The sequence below is a fragment of the Roseovarius sp. genome, assembly GCF_040219995.1.
Classification (GTDB): Bacteria; Pseudomonadota; Alphaproteobacteria; order Rhodobacterales; family Rhodobacteraceae; genus Roseovarius.
In genome coordinates this window covers 1-17,051 of sequence record NZ_JAVJUC010000025.1, presented here as the reverse complement: position 1 = coordinate 17,051, position 17,051 = coordinate 1, and the positions used below count along the sequence as shown (strand labels likewise).

Annotated in this window: 14 protein-coding genes; 7 read left to right on the top strand and 7 right to left on the bottom strand. The window is 57.8% G+C overall.

Annotation, left to right across the window (positions count from 1 at the left end):
* Positions 1–119 precede the first annotated feature (119 nt).
* Positions 120–542 carry a nucleoside-diphosphate kinase gene (ndk, locus tag RID11_RS12415; protein WP_350139561.1) on the top strand — a complete coding sequence of 141 codons (423 nt, stop codon included), beginning with the start codon at positions 120–122 and terminating at the stop codon, positions 540–542.
* A 288-nt stretch (positions 543–830) separates the two neighbouring features.
* On the opposite strand, the gene RID11_RS12410 is transcribed toward ndk, so the two are convergent.
* The 5 genes from RID11_RS12410 to RID11_RS12390 form a co-directional block, all read right to left on the bottom strand.
* Positions 831–1,880, bottom strand: coding sequence for a zinc-dependent alcohol dehydrogenase family protein (locus RID11_RS12410; RefSeq protein WP_350139559.1), 1,050 nt, complete (start codon positions 1,878–1,880; stop codon positions 831–833).
* A gap of 110 nt (positions 1,881–1,990) precedes the next feature.
* The gene (gene sucD / locus RID11_RS12405; RefSeq protein ID WP_350139557.1) at positions 1,991–2,872 is read right to left on the bottom strand and encodes a succinate--CoA ligase subunit alpha; all 882 of its coding nucleotides are present in this window, start codon (positions 2,870–2,872) and stop codon (positions 1,991–1,993) included.
* Positions 2,872–4,065: a malate--CoA ligase subunit beta gene (locus RID11_RS12400; protein WP_350139554.1), complete on the bottom strand. Its 1,194-nt coding sequence runs from the start codon at positions 4,063–4,065 to the stop codon at positions 2,872–2,874. Before RID11_RS12400 ends, sucD begins: the two co-directional genes overlap by 1 nt.
* Before the next feature lie 15 nt (positions 4,066–4,080).
* On the bottom strand, positions 4,081–5,022 hold the full coding sequence (locus RID11_RS12395) for an HpcH/HpaI aldolase/citrate lyase family protein (RefSeq protein ID WP_350139552.1): 942 nt from the start codon (positions 5,020–5,022) through the stop codon (positions 4,081–4,083).
* 13 nt (positions 5,023–5,035) lie between these two features.
* Positions 5,036–6,244, bottom strand: a complete 1,209-nt coding sequence (locus RID11_RS12390; RefSeq protein ID WP_350139549.1) for a pyridoxal-phosphate-dependent aminotransferase family protein — start codon at positions 6,242–6,244, stop codon at positions 5,036–5,038.
* A gap of 226 nt (positions 6,245–6,470) precedes the next feature.
* Between RID11_RS12390 and RID11_RS12385 the strand changes: the two genes are divergently transcribed.
* Positions 6,471–7,112: a LuxR family transcriptional regulator gene (locus tag RID11_RS12385; RefSeq protein ID WP_350139547.1), complete on the top strand. Its 642-nt coding sequence runs from the start codon at positions 6,471–6,473 to the stop codon at positions 7,110–7,112.
* Between the two features lie 59 nt (positions 7,113–7,171).
* Here the strand turns inward: RID11_RS12385 and RID11_RS12380 are convergent, their stop codons facing one another.
* Both RID11_RS12380 and RID11_RS12375 read right to left on the bottom strand, forming a co-directional pair.
* Complete coding sequence (locus tag RID11_RS12380) at positions 7,172–7,426, bottom strand: PAAR domain-containing protein (RefSeq protein ID WP_350139545.1); 255 nt, start codon at positions 7,424–7,426, stop codon at positions 7,172–7,174.
* A gap of 16 nt (positions 7,427–7,442) precedes the next feature.
* A complete protein-coding gene (locus RID11_RS12375) occupies positions 7,443–9,356 on the bottom strand; it encodes a type VI secretion system Vgr family protein (protein ID WP_350139542.1) in 1,914 nt (637 codons plus the stop codon).
* Positions 9,357–9,998: 642 nt separating this feature from the next.
* Here RID11_RS12375 and RID11_RS12370 point away from each other — a divergent pair.
* The 5 genes from RID11_RS12370 (at position 9,999) to RID11_RS12350 (ending at position 16,833) form a co-directional block, all read left to right on the top strand.
* Positions 9,999–11,285, top strand: coding sequence for a tyrosine-type recombinase/integrase (locus tag RID11_RS12370; RefSeq protein ID WP_350139539.1), 1,287 nt, complete (start codon positions 9,999–10,001; stop codon positions 11,283–11,285).
* 112 nt (positions 11,286–11,397) lie between these two features.
* Complete coding sequence (locus RID11_RS12365; protein ID WP_350139537.1) at positions 11,398–12,729, top strand: hypothetical protein; 1,332 nt, start codon at positions 11,398–11,400, stop codon at positions 12,727–12,729.
* Between the two features lie 458 nt (positions 12,730–13,187).
* A complete protein-coding gene (locus tag RID11_RS12360; RefSeq protein WP_350139534.1) occupies positions 13,188–13,544 on the top strand; it encodes a hypothetical protein in 357 nt (118 codons plus the stop codon).
* Between the two features lie 470 nt (positions 13,545–14,014).
* A complete protein-coding gene (locus tag RID11_RS12355; protein ID WP_350139531.1) occupies positions 14,015–15,742 on the top strand; it encodes a hypothetical protein in 1,728 nt (575 codons plus the stop codon).
* On the top strand, positions 15,739–16,833 hold the full coding sequence (locus RID11_RS12350) for a transporter substrate-binding domain-containing protein (protein WP_350139529.1): 1,095 nt from the start codon (positions 15,739–15,741) through the stop codon (positions 16,831–16,833). The genes RID11_RS12355 and RID11_RS12350 overlap by 4 nt, the downstream gene beginning before the upstream one ends.
* Positions 16,834–17,051: the final 218 nt, after the last annotated feature.

Sequence of the window (17,051 nt, the reverse complement as noted above, 5' to 3'; positions counted from 1 at the left end):
AACCGCGCGTCGGCGTCAATCGCGGCTTTTCAAGGTGCGTCCCCCATGCTATCGGAGCCGCGATCAAACAGGGTCAGGCACAGGGCCGGGCCGGTGATTTTAACTGAAAAGAGGCTGAAATGGCTGTTGAACGCACGCTGAGCATCATCAAACCCGACGCGACCAAGCGCAACCTGACCGGCAAGATCAATGCCAAGTTCGAGGAGGCGGGTTTGCGCATCATCGCGCAAAAGCGCATCCAGCTGACCCCGGCGCAGGCGGGTGTCTTTTACGAGGTCCACAAGGAACGCCCGTTCTATGGCGAGCTGTGTGATTTTATGGCGTCCGGCCCGGTCGTGGTGCAGGTGCTCGAGGGTGAAGGCGCGATTGCCAAGAACCGCGAAGTGATGGGCGCGACCAACCCCGCCGATGCCGCACCGGGCACGATCCGCGCGGAATTCGCGGAATCCGTTGGTGAAAACTCGGTCCACGGCTCTGACGCGCCCGAGACGGCGGCAGCAGAGATCGCCTATTACTTCTCGGGGCTCGAACTGGTCGGTTAAGCCCTGTCGAAGTCAAAAGAAAAGGCCGCGACCCTCTGGGTGCGCGGCCTTTTTCTTGGTCATATGCTGGCGAAGTCGCGAAAGATTGGCTTGGGTTCCTTGCGGGGTGGTCTGGGCGGTTTGGCGCCGCCTTTCGCATCGCTCTTGGGGGGTGTTGCCTGTGGCATTTGCCTGCTCCTTTATGGGACAGGGCCACCGGCGGGACCGGCCCCTGCCTTGGTTAGTCCAATCACGAAAGCATTTGGCCGAGGCATGAGCGTGGCGTAAATATGACCTAAATAAGGCAGGTTAGCCGGTCATGTGGTCGACCACCGTGACGCCCGCGCCGCTGTAGCCGTCCATCGCGGCAAGGGCCGTGTTGAGGCCTGAAAGCCCGATGCGGTGGGTCACGAGGCGCGCGGGATCAAGGCGGCCTGCGGCGATCATGTCGAAGAGCGCGGCGAAGCGGTCCGCGCCGATGCCACGGGTGCCGTGCAGGGTGATCTGCCTTGCATAGACCAGATCGAGCAGCGGCAGATCGGGCGTGGCATGAGGCCCAAGCGGCATGCCGATCTGCACGTGACGCCCCATCTTTCGCAGGCTTTTCAGAGAGTTGTGAAAGGTCGTCGTGATCCCGAGCGCGTCGAGCGAGACATGCGCGCCGCCCCCGGTGAGGTCGCGCACGGCGGCACCCACGTCCGGCACCTCGCTCGCGTTCAGGGTGGCGTTGGCCCCGAGGCTGCGGGCGAGGCTCAGCGCCTCGGGATTGACGTCGACGGCCAGAACCTGTGCGCCGATGGCGGCCCCGATCATGATCGCCGAGAGGCCGACGCCGCCGCAGCCATGCACGACAAGCCATTCACCGGGTTGGGTTTTTGCACGGTCCACCACGGCGCGGAACGAGGTGGTGACGCGGCAGCCCATGCCTGCGGCGGCGGCGAAATCCATCGCGTCGGGCAGGCGGACGAGGTTGAAATCGGCGCGCGGGATTGCGACGCGCTCGGCAAACGCACCCCATTGGCTAAAGCCGATCACCTGTTGGTGGTCGCAGATGGTGGGCTCTCCACCCCGGCAGTCGGGGCAGGTGCCGCAGCCGAGGATGAACGGGGCAGTGACCCGGTCGCCCACGGCGAAGGCGTGACATTCCGGCCCGGTTTCAAGGATTTCACCGGCGAATTCATGGCCCATCACATGCGGCAGAACAACGTCCGGGTCGGCGCCTTTCCATGCGTGGTGATCCGAGCGGCAGACGCCGCAGGCTTGCACGGCGATGATCGCACCGTCGCGGGGGCAGGCGGGGTCTGGGACGTCGGTGATGTCGGTGGGGGTGTTGTAGCGGGTGAGGAGGGCTGCGCGCATCGGGCACCTTTGGCTGGAGTTTGCCGGAGCCTAGGATGGGGTGCGCGTGGCGGCAAGGCTTGATGCGGGGCTGCCGTGAGATGCGGACAGCCCCGGTGGTCTTCGAGGGATCAGGCGACCATGCGCTCGACCACCTCGCCAAAGGACGAGGGCGTCGGCACGATGGTGACACCGGCCTCTGACAGGATCTCGACCTTTTCCTGCGCCGATTCGCCGAAGGCCGAGACGATGGCCCCGGCATGGCCCATGCGCCGCCCCTTGGGGGCCGAGAGACCGGCGATATAGGCGGCGACCGGCTTGGTCATGTGGTCGCGGATATAGGCGGCGGCCTCGGCCTCTTGCGGGCCGCCGATTTCACCGACCATGACCACGGCATCGGTTTCGGGATCGTTCTCGAAGAGCTCGAGAATATCGCGGAAGGAGGAGCCGTTGATCGGGTCGCCACCGATGCCGACCGAGGTCGAGACGCCGATGCCGCGATCCTTCATCTGGCTTGCGGCCTCATAGCCCAACGTGCCGGAGCGTCCGACGATACCGACGCGGCCCGGCGCGTAGATATGCGGCGGCATGAGACCGGCAAAGGCCTGTCCGGGGGTGATGATGCCCGCGCAGTTGGGGCCGATGAGGCGCATGCGGCGTTCGGCCTTGTAGCGGCGCATGTAGCGTTTGACCTTGATCATGTCGCGCGCCGGGATGCCGTCGGCGATGCAAACGCAGGTGGTGATGCCCGCATCCGCTGCTTCCATGATGCTGTCGGCGGCGAAGGGGGGCGGCACGAAACAGATCACGAGGTCGGCTTCGGTTTCAGCCACGGCCCCTTTGACCGTGTTGAAGACGGGCAGGCCGTTGTGCTTGGTACCGCCCTTGCCGGGGGTGACGCCGCCCACGACGTTGGTGCCGTGCTTGATCATGTCCTCGGCGTGAAAGCTGCCGATGCGGCCGGTTAGACCGGTGACGAGCACGCGGCTGCTCTGATCTATGAGAATGGCCATCATGCGGCTCCTTTCTTGGGGTTGGGTTTGGTGTCGGACCAGGCGCGCACCACCAGATCAGCCGCGTCGGCGAGCGTTTCGGCCGTGTGGATCGGCAGGCCGCTTTCGGCGATCAGGCGCTTGCCCTCTTCGACATTGGTGCCCGAGAGGCGCACCACGAGGGGCATGGTCAGTTCCAGTTCCTTCACCGCGCGGACCACGCCCTCGGCGATCCAGTCGCAGCGGTTGATGCCGGCGAAGATGTTGACAAGGATCGCCTCGACATTGGGGTCGTTGAGAACCGCCTGAAACGACATCAGCACGCGCTCGGGACTGGCGCCGCCGCCCACGTCGAGAAAGTTCGCAGGCTCGCCACCCGCCATCTTGATCATGTCGAGCGTGGCCATGGCGAGACCCGCGCCGTTGACGATGCAGCCAATCTCGCCCTCGAGCCCGATATAGCTGAGACCGCGATCACTGGCGAAGGTTTCGCGCGGGTCCTCCTGGCTCTTGTCGCGCAGTTCCGAGATTTCGGGGCGACGGAAGAGGGCGTTGTCGTCAAAGCTGACCTTGGCATCAAGCGCCATGATTTCGCCTGAGCCGGTGACGACGAGGGGGTTGATCTCGACCATATTGGCGTCGGTTTCCTCCATCATCTTGTAGCAGCCGATGATGGTCTTGACCGCCTGCGGAATGAGGGCCGCGTCGAGGCCAAGGGAAAAGGCGATCTCGCGGGCCTGAAAACTCTGCATGCCGACCGCAGGGTCGACGACGGAGCGGATGATCGAATCGGGTTCCTGCGAGGAGATTTCCTCGATCTCCATGCCGCCCTGACCAGAGGCCACGACGACGACGCGCTCTTCCTTGCGGTCCATCACGAAGCCGAGGTAGATTTCCTGCGCGATGTCCGTGGCCTCTTCGACATAGAGGCGGCTGACCAGCTTGCCCTGTGGCCCGGTCTGATGGGTGACCAGCATCCGGCCCAACATCCAGCTTGCGGCCTCGCTGATCTCTTTTTCGGATTTGCAGATCTTGACGCCGCCCGCCTTGCCGCGCGCGCCGGAATGGATCTGGGCCTTGACCACCCATTTGTCACCCGACAGTTCCGAGGCGCGGTAGACCGCCTGTTCGGGGCTGTAGGCGATGCCGCCGCGCGGCACCTGCACGCCGAAGCGCTTGAGCATGTCCTTGGCCTGAAATTCATGGATATCCATTTGATGTTCCTCCCTTTATCCCTTGGCGGCTATGGCGTCGGCGACGCTGAGCACGTTGTTGGCCATCCGCTCTGATGCTGCGTCGATCATCTTGCCGTCGAGGCTGGCGGCCCCCTTGCCCTCGGCGGCGGCTTTCTTGAGCTCCTCCAGGATGCGGCGCGCGCGGGTCACCTCGGCGTCGGGGGGCGAGAAGACGTCGTTGGCCAGTGCGATCTGGCTGGGGTGGATGGCCCATTTGCCCTCGATCCCGAGGGCGGCGGCGCGTTTGGCGCTGAGCGTGTAGCCCTCGGGGTCGGAGAAATCGCCGAACGGACCGTCGATGGCGCGCAGCCCATAGGCGCGGCAGGCGACGGTCATGCGGCTGAGCGCAAAATGCCACTGATCGCCCGGGTAATCGGGGTTGAGCCCGCCAATCACCACGGTGCGCGCCCGGTTCGAGGCGGAATAGTCGGCGACGCCGAAATGCAATGCTTCGAGGCGGCCGGGGGCGGCAGCGATCGCCTCGACATTGGCCATGCCGAGGGCGGTCTCGATCAGCGCCTCAAGGCCGATCTGGTGGGTGAAGCCCATGGCCTCTTCGATCTGGCTGACCATGGTTTCCACGGTGTAGAGATCGGCGGGCACGCCCACCTTGGGCACGAGGATCGTGTCGAGGTGCTGGCCCGCTTGTTCGACAATCTCGACCACGTCGCGATACATGTAATGGGTGTCGAGCCCGTTGATGCGGATCGAGATGGTCTTGCCTTTAGCCTTCCAGTCAATGTCATTCAGGGCCTGAATGATATTGGCGCGGGCCTGAACCTTGTCGGGCGGGGCGACGGCGTCTTCGAGATCGAAGAAGATGTAGTCGACGTCCGACTCGGCGGCCTTTTCGATCATTGCCGGGTTGGAGCCGGGTACGGCGAGTTCCGAGCGTTGCAGGCGTTGCTTTTTCAGCGGGTGCAGGGTGTAGCTCATGTCATTTGTCCTTTCAGGCGGCGCGCGCCGCGGCGGCGCGGGCCTGCACCGGGGGGGTGGTCAGGCGAAACGCCTCTTGCGCGGCGGCGACGCCCTGACCGGGGGTGATGGCCGCGCCTGCATCGCAGAGCGCCATTTCAGCCGCCGATAGCGCGCCGCAGAGCATCACCGGGTTGAGAGATCCAAGATGGCCGATGCGAAAGGCGCGACCGGCCAGTTTTGCGAGGCCGGAGCCGAGCGAGGTCTGGTATTTGTGATAGGCTGTCTCGATCACATGACGGGCGTCGATGCCGTCGGGGGCGTAGATCGCCGATACGGTGTCAGAGTGCCATTCGGGGCCGTCGGCCACGAGGCGGCAGCCCTGCCATTCGGCCACGGCGGCGCGGACGCCCGAGGCGAGGCGGTGGTGCCGGTCCCATACGCTTTCCATGCCCGCATCGAGCAGCATGTCGAGCGAGACGCGCAGGCCGCGCAGCAGTTGGGTGGGCGGCGTGTAGGGGAAATAGCCGGTGTCGTTGAGGCGGATCATGTCGGCGAAGCTGAAATAGCAGCGCGGCATATTGGCGCGCTCATGGGCAGCGAGGGCCTTTTCGCTGACGGCAAGCAGGCCAAGACCGGCGGGGAGCATCAGGCCCTTTTGCGAGCCGGCGACGGCGAGGTCGACGCCCCAATCCTCCATCTCGAACTCGATTGAGCCGATGGAGCTGACGCCGTCGACGAAAAGCAGGGCAGGGTGATCGGTGGCGTCGAGCGCGGCGCGGATAGCGGCGATGTTGGAGGTGACGCCGGTGGCGGTCTCGTTATGGGTGGCGAAGACGGCCTTGATCTCGTGCGCCTTGTCGGCGGCGAGGCGGGCGGCGTAGTCTTCGACCGGCACGCCCTTGCCCCAATCGACGTCGATCACGTCTACATCAAGACCGAGCCGTTCGGCCATATCGACCCAAAGCATTGAAAACTGGCCGAAACGGGACATCAGCACGCGGTCGCCGGTGTTGAGCGTGTTGGTGATCGCGGACTCCCACGCGCCGGTGCCGGAGCCGGGAAAGACGAAGACGCGGCCGGTCTCGGTGCGGAACACCTTTTTCAGATCCGCAAGCAGCGGCGAGATGAATTCGCCGAAGTCTGGGGCGCGCATGTCCTCCATCGGCACGTTCATCGCGCGACGCACTTCTTCGGGGATATTGGTGGGGCCGGGGATGAATAGATGGGTGTTGCCGTTCATGGGATCCTCCTCTCAGGTTGCCCTGTTTATCGGCGGGATGAGGCCACCTGGTAATGCCCGCGCGCATGGGAAAGCGCGGCCATGCGGGGGGCGTTGTGCCCCTGCGGGTAGGGGCTCCTACCCGCAGAGGTATTCCCGGCATGCGGTTGCATGCTGAAAAATTGTTTGATTTCAGAGTGTTCATTGGTCTTACTTGATCCCTACGGAGGAGGAGACCGTGCGAGACATGACGGAAGCGACCGCTCAGGACGCGGAACAGGGTGTGCCCGAGGTGATCGTGGCCGACCGCCAATTGATTGTCTGTCAGGGATTGGGTTCGCTGGTTGCGCAGATGGCGCAGGTGCGGCTTGGCTCCTTTGCGACTGATCTGGCGAGCCTGCGAAAAGCCCTCGGCGCGCGCCACGGTCCTGCCATCGTGGTGTTGGGCGTGCGGCTGGCAGATGCCGATCTGGGCCGGGTGCTGGAGACGCTGCGCCGCGATCACCCAAGCGTGATGGTGGTGGTCGTAGCTGAGGAAAGCGAGTTCGCCTTTATCCGCACGGCGGTGAAGGCGGGGGCGCATTCAGTCTGCATGATGGGGCAGGTGCTGACCAGCCTGCCGCGCATTCTGGGGAACCTCGTGGACGGGCACAGCCTATTGCCGGTGGAGATCCTCAAGCGGTTGATGGGCGAGCAGGGGGATAGTTTGACCCGGCGCGAACATGAAATTCTGGGGCTGCTGGTCGATGGGTTGACGAATTTCCAGATCTCCGCGCGGCTTGGCCTCTCGGAAAACACGGTGAAATATTACCTGAAGGCAATCTACCAGAAACTCGATGTCAATTCGCGCGGTGGCGCGATCGCAAAATACGTGGCGGGCACCTATTGAGGTGGTGACGGGCCGGGGCTGCCAACATGTCGCGCAACCGGGCCGAGCGGCCCGCAGTATCAGACAAGAGCGTTGGTGGAGCCCGTCAGGATCACCCCGCCATGCGACGTGGTCGAGCCGATGTGGGCGGCGGGCCTGCCTTCGAGCGTGGTGAGCGGACTGCCGGTGACGATGACCGCGCCACAGGCGCAGGCATCGCCCACGGCGGCCATCGGGCGTCCATCCGCCGTCGACGGCGAGGCGGTGGCGACGATCACGTTCTTGCCGTGCATCGGGCAGGCGTGTTCGTCGCCGAGGCGGGCTGCGGGTTTCATGGCTCAATACCCTCCGTCATTCGTCAGATAGCGGGCAGTGCGACACGAAGGGCGTGCCTTCGCCAGCCGCAGCCTCCAGCACCGCCGGAATCGCTGGCACTGCGGCCATGCTGGGCGAGGCCTGTCCCACATGCAGCATCGGGGCGATATTGACCGTGCCCTGAACGGTTAGCGCAGCCCCGCCCGCCACAAGCGTGATCTTGGTGGCATCGAGCACGATCTCGCCTCCGGCCTTGATCGTCACATCGCCGCCGGCCCGGATCGCGTAATCCCCGGCAACGTCCGTGCCACGATCTCCGTCCGTCTTTTCCGCCACCGGGCCGGTGACGGTGACGTCCATCTTGCCCTCGATGGTTTCGGTGCGGTTGGCGGCCACGTCGAGGTTCGAGTCGTTGCCGACAGAGACGTTGTCGTCGAATTCGACCCGTCGCCGCGCGCTGTTGAGAACATGCACATCGAGGTTCTTCTGCGCGTGCATGTAGATGAATTCCTCGCCGGCCTCGTCCTCGAAGGTGAGTTCGTTGAAACCCTCGCCCTGATGGCTCTTGGTCTTGAAGATCGAGCGGCTCTTGTGGGCGGGTAGGGTGGCGGGTGGCGCGTTGATGCCATTATAGACGCAGCCGGTGACGATCGGCTTGTCGGGGTCGCCCTGCAGGTGCTCGACGATCACCTCCATGCCGATGCGCGGAATCACCATACCGCCCCATCCGCGCGAGGCCCAGTTCTGGCTGACCCGGCAGCGCATCGAGTATGCGCCGTCCAGATCCCAGTGGAAGCGCACGAGGATACGGCCGAATTCGTCGCAGTCGATTTCGCCGTCGCCGACCACCACCGCCGTTTCCGGCCCCTCGACGATCGGTCGGGGGGTGCGCCGCTCGGGGCGCAGAGGGCTGTCGTCGGGCATCAGGGTGTAGTGGCCTTCATAGGCCTTTTCGTCATTGGCGGCATCGCCCGATCCATAGGCCTGCGAGCGGTAGCTGTGGAAGGTGTGCAGGCATACGAAACGTTTGCCGGTCGCGCCCTTGACCTCATCGCCCTCAAGGGTGACGCAGACCCCGGCCCCGAGCCCCGGCACATCGCCGGTAGCATAGTGGCGGGCCGCCTGTCCGCGCTCGGCCTCGAGCCGTTTGCGTGCCACGTTCGTCCCCGCGCCCGGGTCGAGATAGTCGCCGGGCCAGTCAAAGCTCTCGATATCGCCCTCGGCATGCTGGGCGTCGCCCATGTGGCTGACATCCTGCGCCACCCGGGGCGTCTTGAAATTGTATTCGGTGAGCTTGACCGTGCCGGTGGTCACGCGGGCGCCGCCACGCCACTCGCTGAAATGCTCCTCGTCGGCCATGTGATGGCCGTCGACGCCGTGATAAGGGCGGCTGCCGCCGCTGATTTCGGGCAGGTTGATGGTATCGTCCACCATGACCAGAGTGTGGGTGTCGGCCTCATGCTCGAACATCCAGGTGATGCCGAAACGCTCCATCAGGCGACAGGCGAAATCAGCGTCGCTCTCGCCATATTGGACCGAGTATTCCAGCGGCGGATAGTCGTCCATCAGCCGGTTGGCGAGATGCGGGGCCCCCAAATCGCTGTAATCCGACAGCACCTCTTCGATGATTTCGCTGACGGTCATGTTGTGAAAGATGCGGTGGTTCCGCCGCAGCCCGGCGAGATGAAGCCATGGCCGCAAAACGAGGTCGTAGCGCACTCCATTCTCCGTGTAGCCTGCAAGCGTCGCCTCACAGACGATACCGTCGAAATACCGGCTGCCCTGCGACATCTCCACCTCTACGGTGGCGTGGGTGCCGAGCAGCGCGTCAAGGTCGATATCCGGGGCGGTCGAGAGCGCCTCGATGCGCCATTCAAAGGGACCCGCAAGCCGTTCGGTCCCATTCATTCGCAACAGCACCAGCCTGTCGCCGCCGAGCGCCGTGTTCAACCTGCCACGACGGGTTTCTTGTGAAAACGAAAGGCTCAAAATTCCGCTCCGCTCAAATCAATCGCGATGATGTGTTCCATAATGTCACAGAATGCCGCGGAGGTCGAATATTTGAATGTACACGGCCCGACCGTCCCATTCCGGCATTTGCTTGGGTTGGTGCAAGCCGATCTCGATCGTGATGAATGGCTCATTAATGAGCAGCAATAACCTATTGCTTTGGTCCGAGAGGGGAAGTTTTAAGAAATTGACTCATCAAACATGATTTCCAGAATTTGGATCAGCTTACTGCATCCCGCCTCGGCAAGTATCGGCATGAAAGTGCTCAGTTGCGAGATCGACAAAACCTAACTATTCCAGATGGTTGTATGGAGTTAACAAAATCCTCGCAGTCATGAGGTCCAGAGAATATTGGCTCCGAGAAACCGCTTCCGGGCCTTCTTGCAAAGGGGCCAGTGCTCAGCCCCTCCCGCATAACCCTCAATAATACCGGAAAAATCCGGTCACTGCTGGATCGGGAGAACGCTTTCGCGGAGACATGTGGCGGAGAGACAGGGATACTATGACGACATGAAAATTTCCCTTATTATCAATAAAACAAGGGTTTAAATCTCTAAACGTGTGTGGTTAGCGTGTGTGGTAATGGCTCAGAGGAATCCCCAATATCTTCAAAAGAGGCGGCATGGTTGGTATGCCGTCTTGGAAATACCGAAACCCTTGAGACCAAAGTTTGGCGGCAAAGCACGCTTCTTCCAAAGCCTGAAAACCGACAGCTTGTCGGAGGCAGAGCGCCTGAAATGGTCGCTGATTGGCGAGTGGAAAGCGGAAATAGAAGCGGCGAAAACCGGCAAGCGTTCAGAGAAACTAGAGCCCGCTGCCTTGGCTCATGAATTAACTGAGGGCCAGGAACACGATACTTCAGGTATGCGAGATATTCGCCAAGGTTTCATATCGGACCAAGCTTGGGAACTGCATGAAAAGGACCCCAATGCGGCCCAAGCCTTCATCAAAATGGTTGATGGCGATAGTGTCCTTACCTCGAAATACATAGAGGATTGGTTGGCTACCGTAAAAAACGAGCCAAAGACCATCGATATGAAGCGGTCTGATGTTCGCCGTCTTGCCGAAAAGTTCAAGTATACCCATGAAATTGATCATAGGGCGATCAAGCGCTGGGTTCATGATCTCCAGGGAGGGGAACTGGGGCTTTCAGCCAGCACCCTTGGTCGGATCATCTCGGCATGTCGTGGATACTGGATTTATCTCAACGATGCTGGACTAATTGTCAGAGACGATGATCCCTTCAAGAATGTCGTTCGAAAGCCGTCGAGCCGCAGTAAAGCGAGCTATGAAGATGATCGCTTGCCGTTCAAAGAAGCTGATCTGAGCAAATTGGTTAAGGCGGCTCAGAAAAAAGGCGACAAAAGACTGTGCGATTTGATCCTGGTTGCGATGTGGACAGGGTGTCGCATTGAAGAGATTGGAATGCTCAGGCTGGCAGACATCGGCGACGAATGTATGGATATCACCGGGGCCAAGTCAAAGGCTGGCAACAGAAAAATCCCCATTCACACGCAGCTTCGACCGCTGATCTCCCGCCTCTCCAAGGAAGGAAGTGATGGTTTTCTGTTGTCCGGTCTAGGCCCAAACAAATATGGCAACCGTTCTAACGCCATTGGAAAACGCTTCGGCAGGCTCAAAGAGTCGCTAGGGTATGACAGACGATATGTCTTCCACAGTATCCGAAAAACAGTCGCCACAGAGTTAGAAAACTTGGGCGTTTCTGAAAACGTAGCCGCTGATATTCTTGGGCATGACAAGCCAACGATGACCTATGGAACATACTCTGGCGGGACGTCATTTGAGGTCAAGAAAGCTGCACTGGAAAAGCTCAAGTTTCCCGAAGTCGCGGCGATGCAGCTAGCATAAAGATAACGCCTCCAAAACCTGTGACAGCAAATGTCCTTACTAGGAGAGAGAACCCGTCTTTCTCTCGCTGGCGAACGACCCAGCGCCAACGGAATCTAATAAGGACTACCAAATGACAATCCGAAAAGACGTGCCCAAGGACATCCTTGGGGCAGCCAAAATGGCTGAATTTCTGATAGCACCCGAGACGGAGAATGCACGGCAATTCGTGCAAGCCCTGGTCAAACAGACATTCGACCACGAAGCGGCATATCATCCCCGAAAACGCAAGCGCCGAGAGGCCGACCAGAAAGCCTTTGAACGGGCCATTGCAGCCTACGCAGGAGACCTTCTGCATCACAGTGCCAATCAAGAAGCCGATGGCTTCATGTATCGCCCTGGTGATCGTGATAAGCTTTCCGAAACCCTTGTCTCAGGTCGCCATTTTGAACAACTCAACACTTACTGGCGCGAGATGAACTTGACCGAGATGACGGGTTTTTTCCAGGCGAAGACACACCTCGAATGCCCGACTGACGATGTTTATCTGGCAAGAACTCGGAGGATCAGAGCAACGCAGGCGCTCTTGGATAAGGCGGCTGGGTTTGAGCTCTACCCCGATACGATCCTGGCAGATTTCCCAAAGCAGTCGAGATTAATCAGGCCTGTCACCGTGCGGGATGAGGTTTATCTGACGCCTCGGAAGAGAAGACCACCTCGGAACATGAAGATTCGAGGGCCTGGATATGAGAGACAGGTTGCCCTCGTTACGGAGCTCAACCAAGCCTATGCGCATCATTCGTTTAACCTGGAAGACCAGCCCAGGCTGTATAGGCTGTTCAATCGCGGAAACTTTGCTGACTTCAATTTCAACAAGGGAGGGCGGTTATACTGCGCATCGGATGACAACTGGCAAAGCATAGATTCGGAGACTCGCAAAGGCATTGAAATCGACGGAGAGCCAACCGTTGAGCTAGATGTCAGAGCCAGCCATTTGGCGATCCTTCACGGCCTTCACGGAAAATCTTTAGATACCCAAGCCGACCCCTACCACATTGACGGTATCGAACGAGAGGTAGTGAAGCTCATATTCACCGCTTGGACTGGCCGTGGAACACCACCTGCTCAATGGCCCAAGAAAGAGGCTGAAAAATACGCCCAGCGCCATGGCCGGAAACTCAGCGACACTTACAAGCTCAAGGATGTGGTTGCAGCGCTCAGAAATCGTCATCCAGTCCTGGACAAGATCAAACCGCGCGCTTTGGACTGGTCTAATCTCCAGTTCGTCGAGTCGGAATGCTTCCTGTCAGTGATGCTGGAGCTTTTCAGGTGCTATGAGGTCCCGGCATTGCCGGTCCATGACAGCCTGATTGTCCGAAAGCGAGATGGCGACTTGGTCGAAGATATCCTGGGCCAGTCTTACCAGCGAAGATTGGGTTTTAGGCCGGTCATCAAAGCTGCCTGATCTTTGCAATCAGAGATCGATAAAGTCGGGCTCATTCCTGGAAATGCCCTTGGACCTATAGGGGATATCCAAATGGTATCTACTTCTATGGGGACATCCCATCTGGGAAGTGTCCTTGGTCCCTAATGACATCCGAAGGGGTTCTAACGCATTACCATGAAACGTAAGGTTTCAGCCCTGGTAACAGGTTCCATAACACCTCGGCCTTATGGTGGTATCCTATGGGTAAAAGACACCTATAGGTATCACTGAAACTGGGTGGTCCCTTGGTCCCTAATGACATCCATGAAGGTTCTAAGGCATTACCATGAAACGTAAGCCCCAATGAGCTCTGGCTAGCTGCCCAGGGCTATCCCCACCTCCATCACAACCAACCAAGCAGACTGGCCCAGCGCCCTAGGAACAATCCTGGGGCGTTTTGTCATGTCTGCCTCAATCCCCAAAGAAAGGCACGGGAAATGAAACACACACCCTCAATCAGCCAATATGCCGTGGATGCAGCCGGGTTCGACGATCCTGGCGACGTATCCCCCATGAATGATGATGAACGCACTGTATCCACGAGAAAATGGTGGACGCCCTGGCATGAGCTCGTCGGGGCGAATGGCATTCTCGCCCAAAGCGGCAGGATCAGGGTAAGGCTAAGCGATGATCAGTGGATGATCGATAGGTTCAACAAACAATGGAAGCCGATCTCGTTTCACCGCGATTGTGAATCTCTGAAAAGAGTGCTTGGCGAGAAGAGCCGAATGAAGGCCAATGCTCATCTGGCTTCTGATTATCTGGAGGTCCGTGGAAGGCTTGAGGCACTATAGTAGCCGAAATGCCGTGGGGGGGTCAGGGGTCTCGTTTTGATGGGACAATGCGCAGGGAGCGAAGTTTGTAAATTCATTACCGAACCTCAACAACGAAGATTCGTTCTGGGCGCAAAGTGGGCAGAATCGGTCATTGATAAGCAATTACTTACAGAGCGCGACCTGTGCAAACGCGGGATTTGCTCGATCGTCCAGCAACTGGTGGTTGACGTAAAGGCACAAACGTCCTATTTTAAGGAGTTGTTAGTTCCTGAATTACCGCTGGATAGATCATGAAATATGCACCTAACTTGCTGATAGTCAGCCTGATAATATTTCATTTCACGAGTAATGAGTTAGTGGCTCAGCACTCAATCACTGGGCATGGTTTTTTGGAGCAGACCTCTTCTGAAATAGAAGCAGCACCCTGCAATCCAAAAGTAAAGCCCTGTCGCTAAGGCAACTTCTTAGAAGCATAGGGGCTTGATGGAATGATCGACCTCCCCCCTTGGATTGCTTACTTATCGGTCTATGTGATTGGAGCCCTGTCCGTTGGTGTATTTGCTCGGCGCCAGTTTGACACTCCATCCCAAGTTTTTGATGAATCAAGTCCCCACCTTCTTCTCTCGACTCCCCTTAGCTATATTGCGGGAGAAGGCGCATACTTGCGTGGTGCAGTCATCTACGTTGCAGTCTTTGAGGCCGCCTACTTCCTAATTGCATCTTCGTCTTTGCTGCTGAGCTTGGCCCTCAACGCAGCACAAGCATCCGAAATTGAATTGATAGGCTTTATTTCTGACGCCGCCGACGACATAGACGTGAACGGTTCAAGTACCAGTCGTTTCAATATCGCAGTACCGTTAGTCGTCTCATCGCTTATCATCACGTTTGCTCGATTTCCACCATTCTCCGAATTAGAGGCGATAGTAAGAAGCCTCGCCCACAGTGCCGCTGGCGTCCCACGAAACATCTATACGGCCTTTGATCGAATTCGAACCTTTGATTTTGAGTCAGAAGCGTCATCTAGCGCGAGTGTTGCCAATGCAGTTGAATTGGCAAATGCCGCCTTCGGTGCGACGGATGGTAAGCTCGATGAGCTCTCCCGCTATTCCCTAAAAAACTCAATTCTTCGGTGCTTTTCTTTACTTCCTTGGGTTGACGGAACCTTGCCACTTGTTCAATCTAGGGTAGCGTCAAGTTTAGGTGTTACGACCCTCCAAGCATCTTCTGCTGCCGATACCTTAAAAGCTCAATTGCATAGAGCGATTCAAGAGAACTCTTCAGAGACGGAATGGGAAATCTTGGTCGAAAAGTCCCGGAGGGTCAGCGACGATGTCGCAATCGCTTTCGGATTACTCATAATCAATGATAAGGGTGCTCGACCTTCGACGTCAGCTCCGGTAGTCACTTCCCTGATTGAGCAAATAGTAAAGACACCCCGCCGCCGGATTGCAAGTTCGATAGTGGGAGCGCTTATATGGGGTAGCCTACTCTCTGTCTTCTTAGTATTGGTAATACGGTACCTTTCTCGTTCGATTGAGGTGGCATTATCTCAAACACCTCCGGGAGTGGATGCAGAGCTCGACGTAGCTGGCGCCGCCCTAGCTCCGGGGGTTGGGGAGAGAGTTTTTTACTCATTGAATGCCCTTCCACCGGATCTACTATTTCACGGTATTATTTTCGTAGTGACCGCCATTGCAGCTCTTAGTTTGAGGTCAAATAGGCTTGATCATAAAACTTGGACCCCGCATAATAAGGGTTCAGATCATTACTCACAGTATGCACTGCTATCGATACTTTCTACTTTTGTTGTGGTTCTTCCCGTTTTCGTAGTGACCATTGCTCTCATCCGCGCTTTTCCGGAATTTAGCCAAGACGGCTGGGAGGATGGTCTTACTGCTCTTCAAGAATCTATTCGACTTTCTGTTCTTTTGGACAACTTACCCACTGTTTTGGTGAGCATTCCAATCACTTGGACCATTTTCAAGTTTTCGGACCTCGCACCAGACTTTCTGGGAAAGAAAGTTTCTTTTGCAGACTACCTCGCTGCTATTTTGTTCATTGCGCTGTTTATAATTTTTGCTAACGCAAACCGATATAGTGGTGAATTTGGCTATGGTGCTGTTAACAAGTTATTCGTAGAGGTTTCCATACCAATTGCGTGTTTTGTGTCGTACGTGTTTTTCTTTGGGCGAATACAAGGTGTGCCTCGATCATGAGATATGTGGTCATATTCCTTGGCGTTTCAGTGTGCAGTTTTTGCATTCTTCTAGGCCAGTCGTCCGGCGCGCAAAATTCAGTTGTGGCGGTTGATACTATCCATGTTGGAGTTCGTGCAGATGCGGCTCCGTTTTCGTATCGAACTGAGTCTTCTCCATCTGCGAGTCTTGATGATTACCGTGGCTATGTAATTGAGTTGTGCAAGGAGGTTTTGGCCGAGGTTATAAAAAGTGCTCCGTTCAAGGATGCCCAGCTTACTGCCAAAGAAGTTGATGCAGGTGGGCGATTTTCTCCACTGCGTCTAAATGGTGATGTGGATCTTCTGTGTGGACCAACCAGTGCCACTGCGGACAGATTGGACTCCTTCCTCATCTCGTTGCCGATCTACCTGACAGGCGCAACTGTCGCCTCGCTTAACCTAAGGTCTGAGGGCGGCTCGTACCCTGAGTCGTTGTATTGCCGATCGATTGTTGGTTATGTCGCCAACACAACGTCGGAAAACCCGGGGCTTTCTATTCTGGCTTCCGAGGGAAGGTTCGATAGGTTCAGTCCAGCAATCGACCACTTTCTGAAGCAGTTGGATGTTAATCAAGACGGAACTTTTTCGAAAGCGTCACTAGAAGCTCTCGCCGGACTCACTCTTCCAGACAGTATGCACGAAAACATATGCGCAGGTGCTTTTTTATCTGCGCCAATACGGCGGTTCGACAGCCATATCAAAGGATTAGCGGCTTTTTGCAATGAAGAAATTCTGTATTACGTAGCAGACGTAGACATAATCGCAGACTACCTTAGAAAGAATGCCGCAGAATGTGCTGCGTATCTGGACAGGAAGGTGGCTTTCATTGAGCAATATGCAATTTTTTTCAGAACGGTAACAGTTCAAGATGTTGAAAGTGGAAACGCCAAACTTGAGGACCTCCTTCGATCTCAACTCCTGTATTCGAGTTTCAACCAGGCTCTAATGCGGCTTTCGAGATTGGACTCTGGCGTCTTTGAGAGGGCGTACTCTAGGGAATTTGGCAAAGACCGGCCAAGAACATCTGCATTAGAAGATTTTTTTCGTTCGCTTAGTTACGGGCTTAGATAAATCGTTTGTCTAAGAATCTGTTTGCAGTCTTCCAGCTAGAAATGATTTCCACTGCTCTGGTTTCGGGCTTGAAGGAGGTGACCTGCCACTGAACTTTCATCCAGCCGGAACCGGAGCCCTTTGGTTTGATACGCCGATTGGCGCAGGTGGAGCAACCGACATCCGTGCGGAGCTTTCAGATGGCGCAGCGCGGGTGTCGGTTGCGGTGGTGAGGTGTT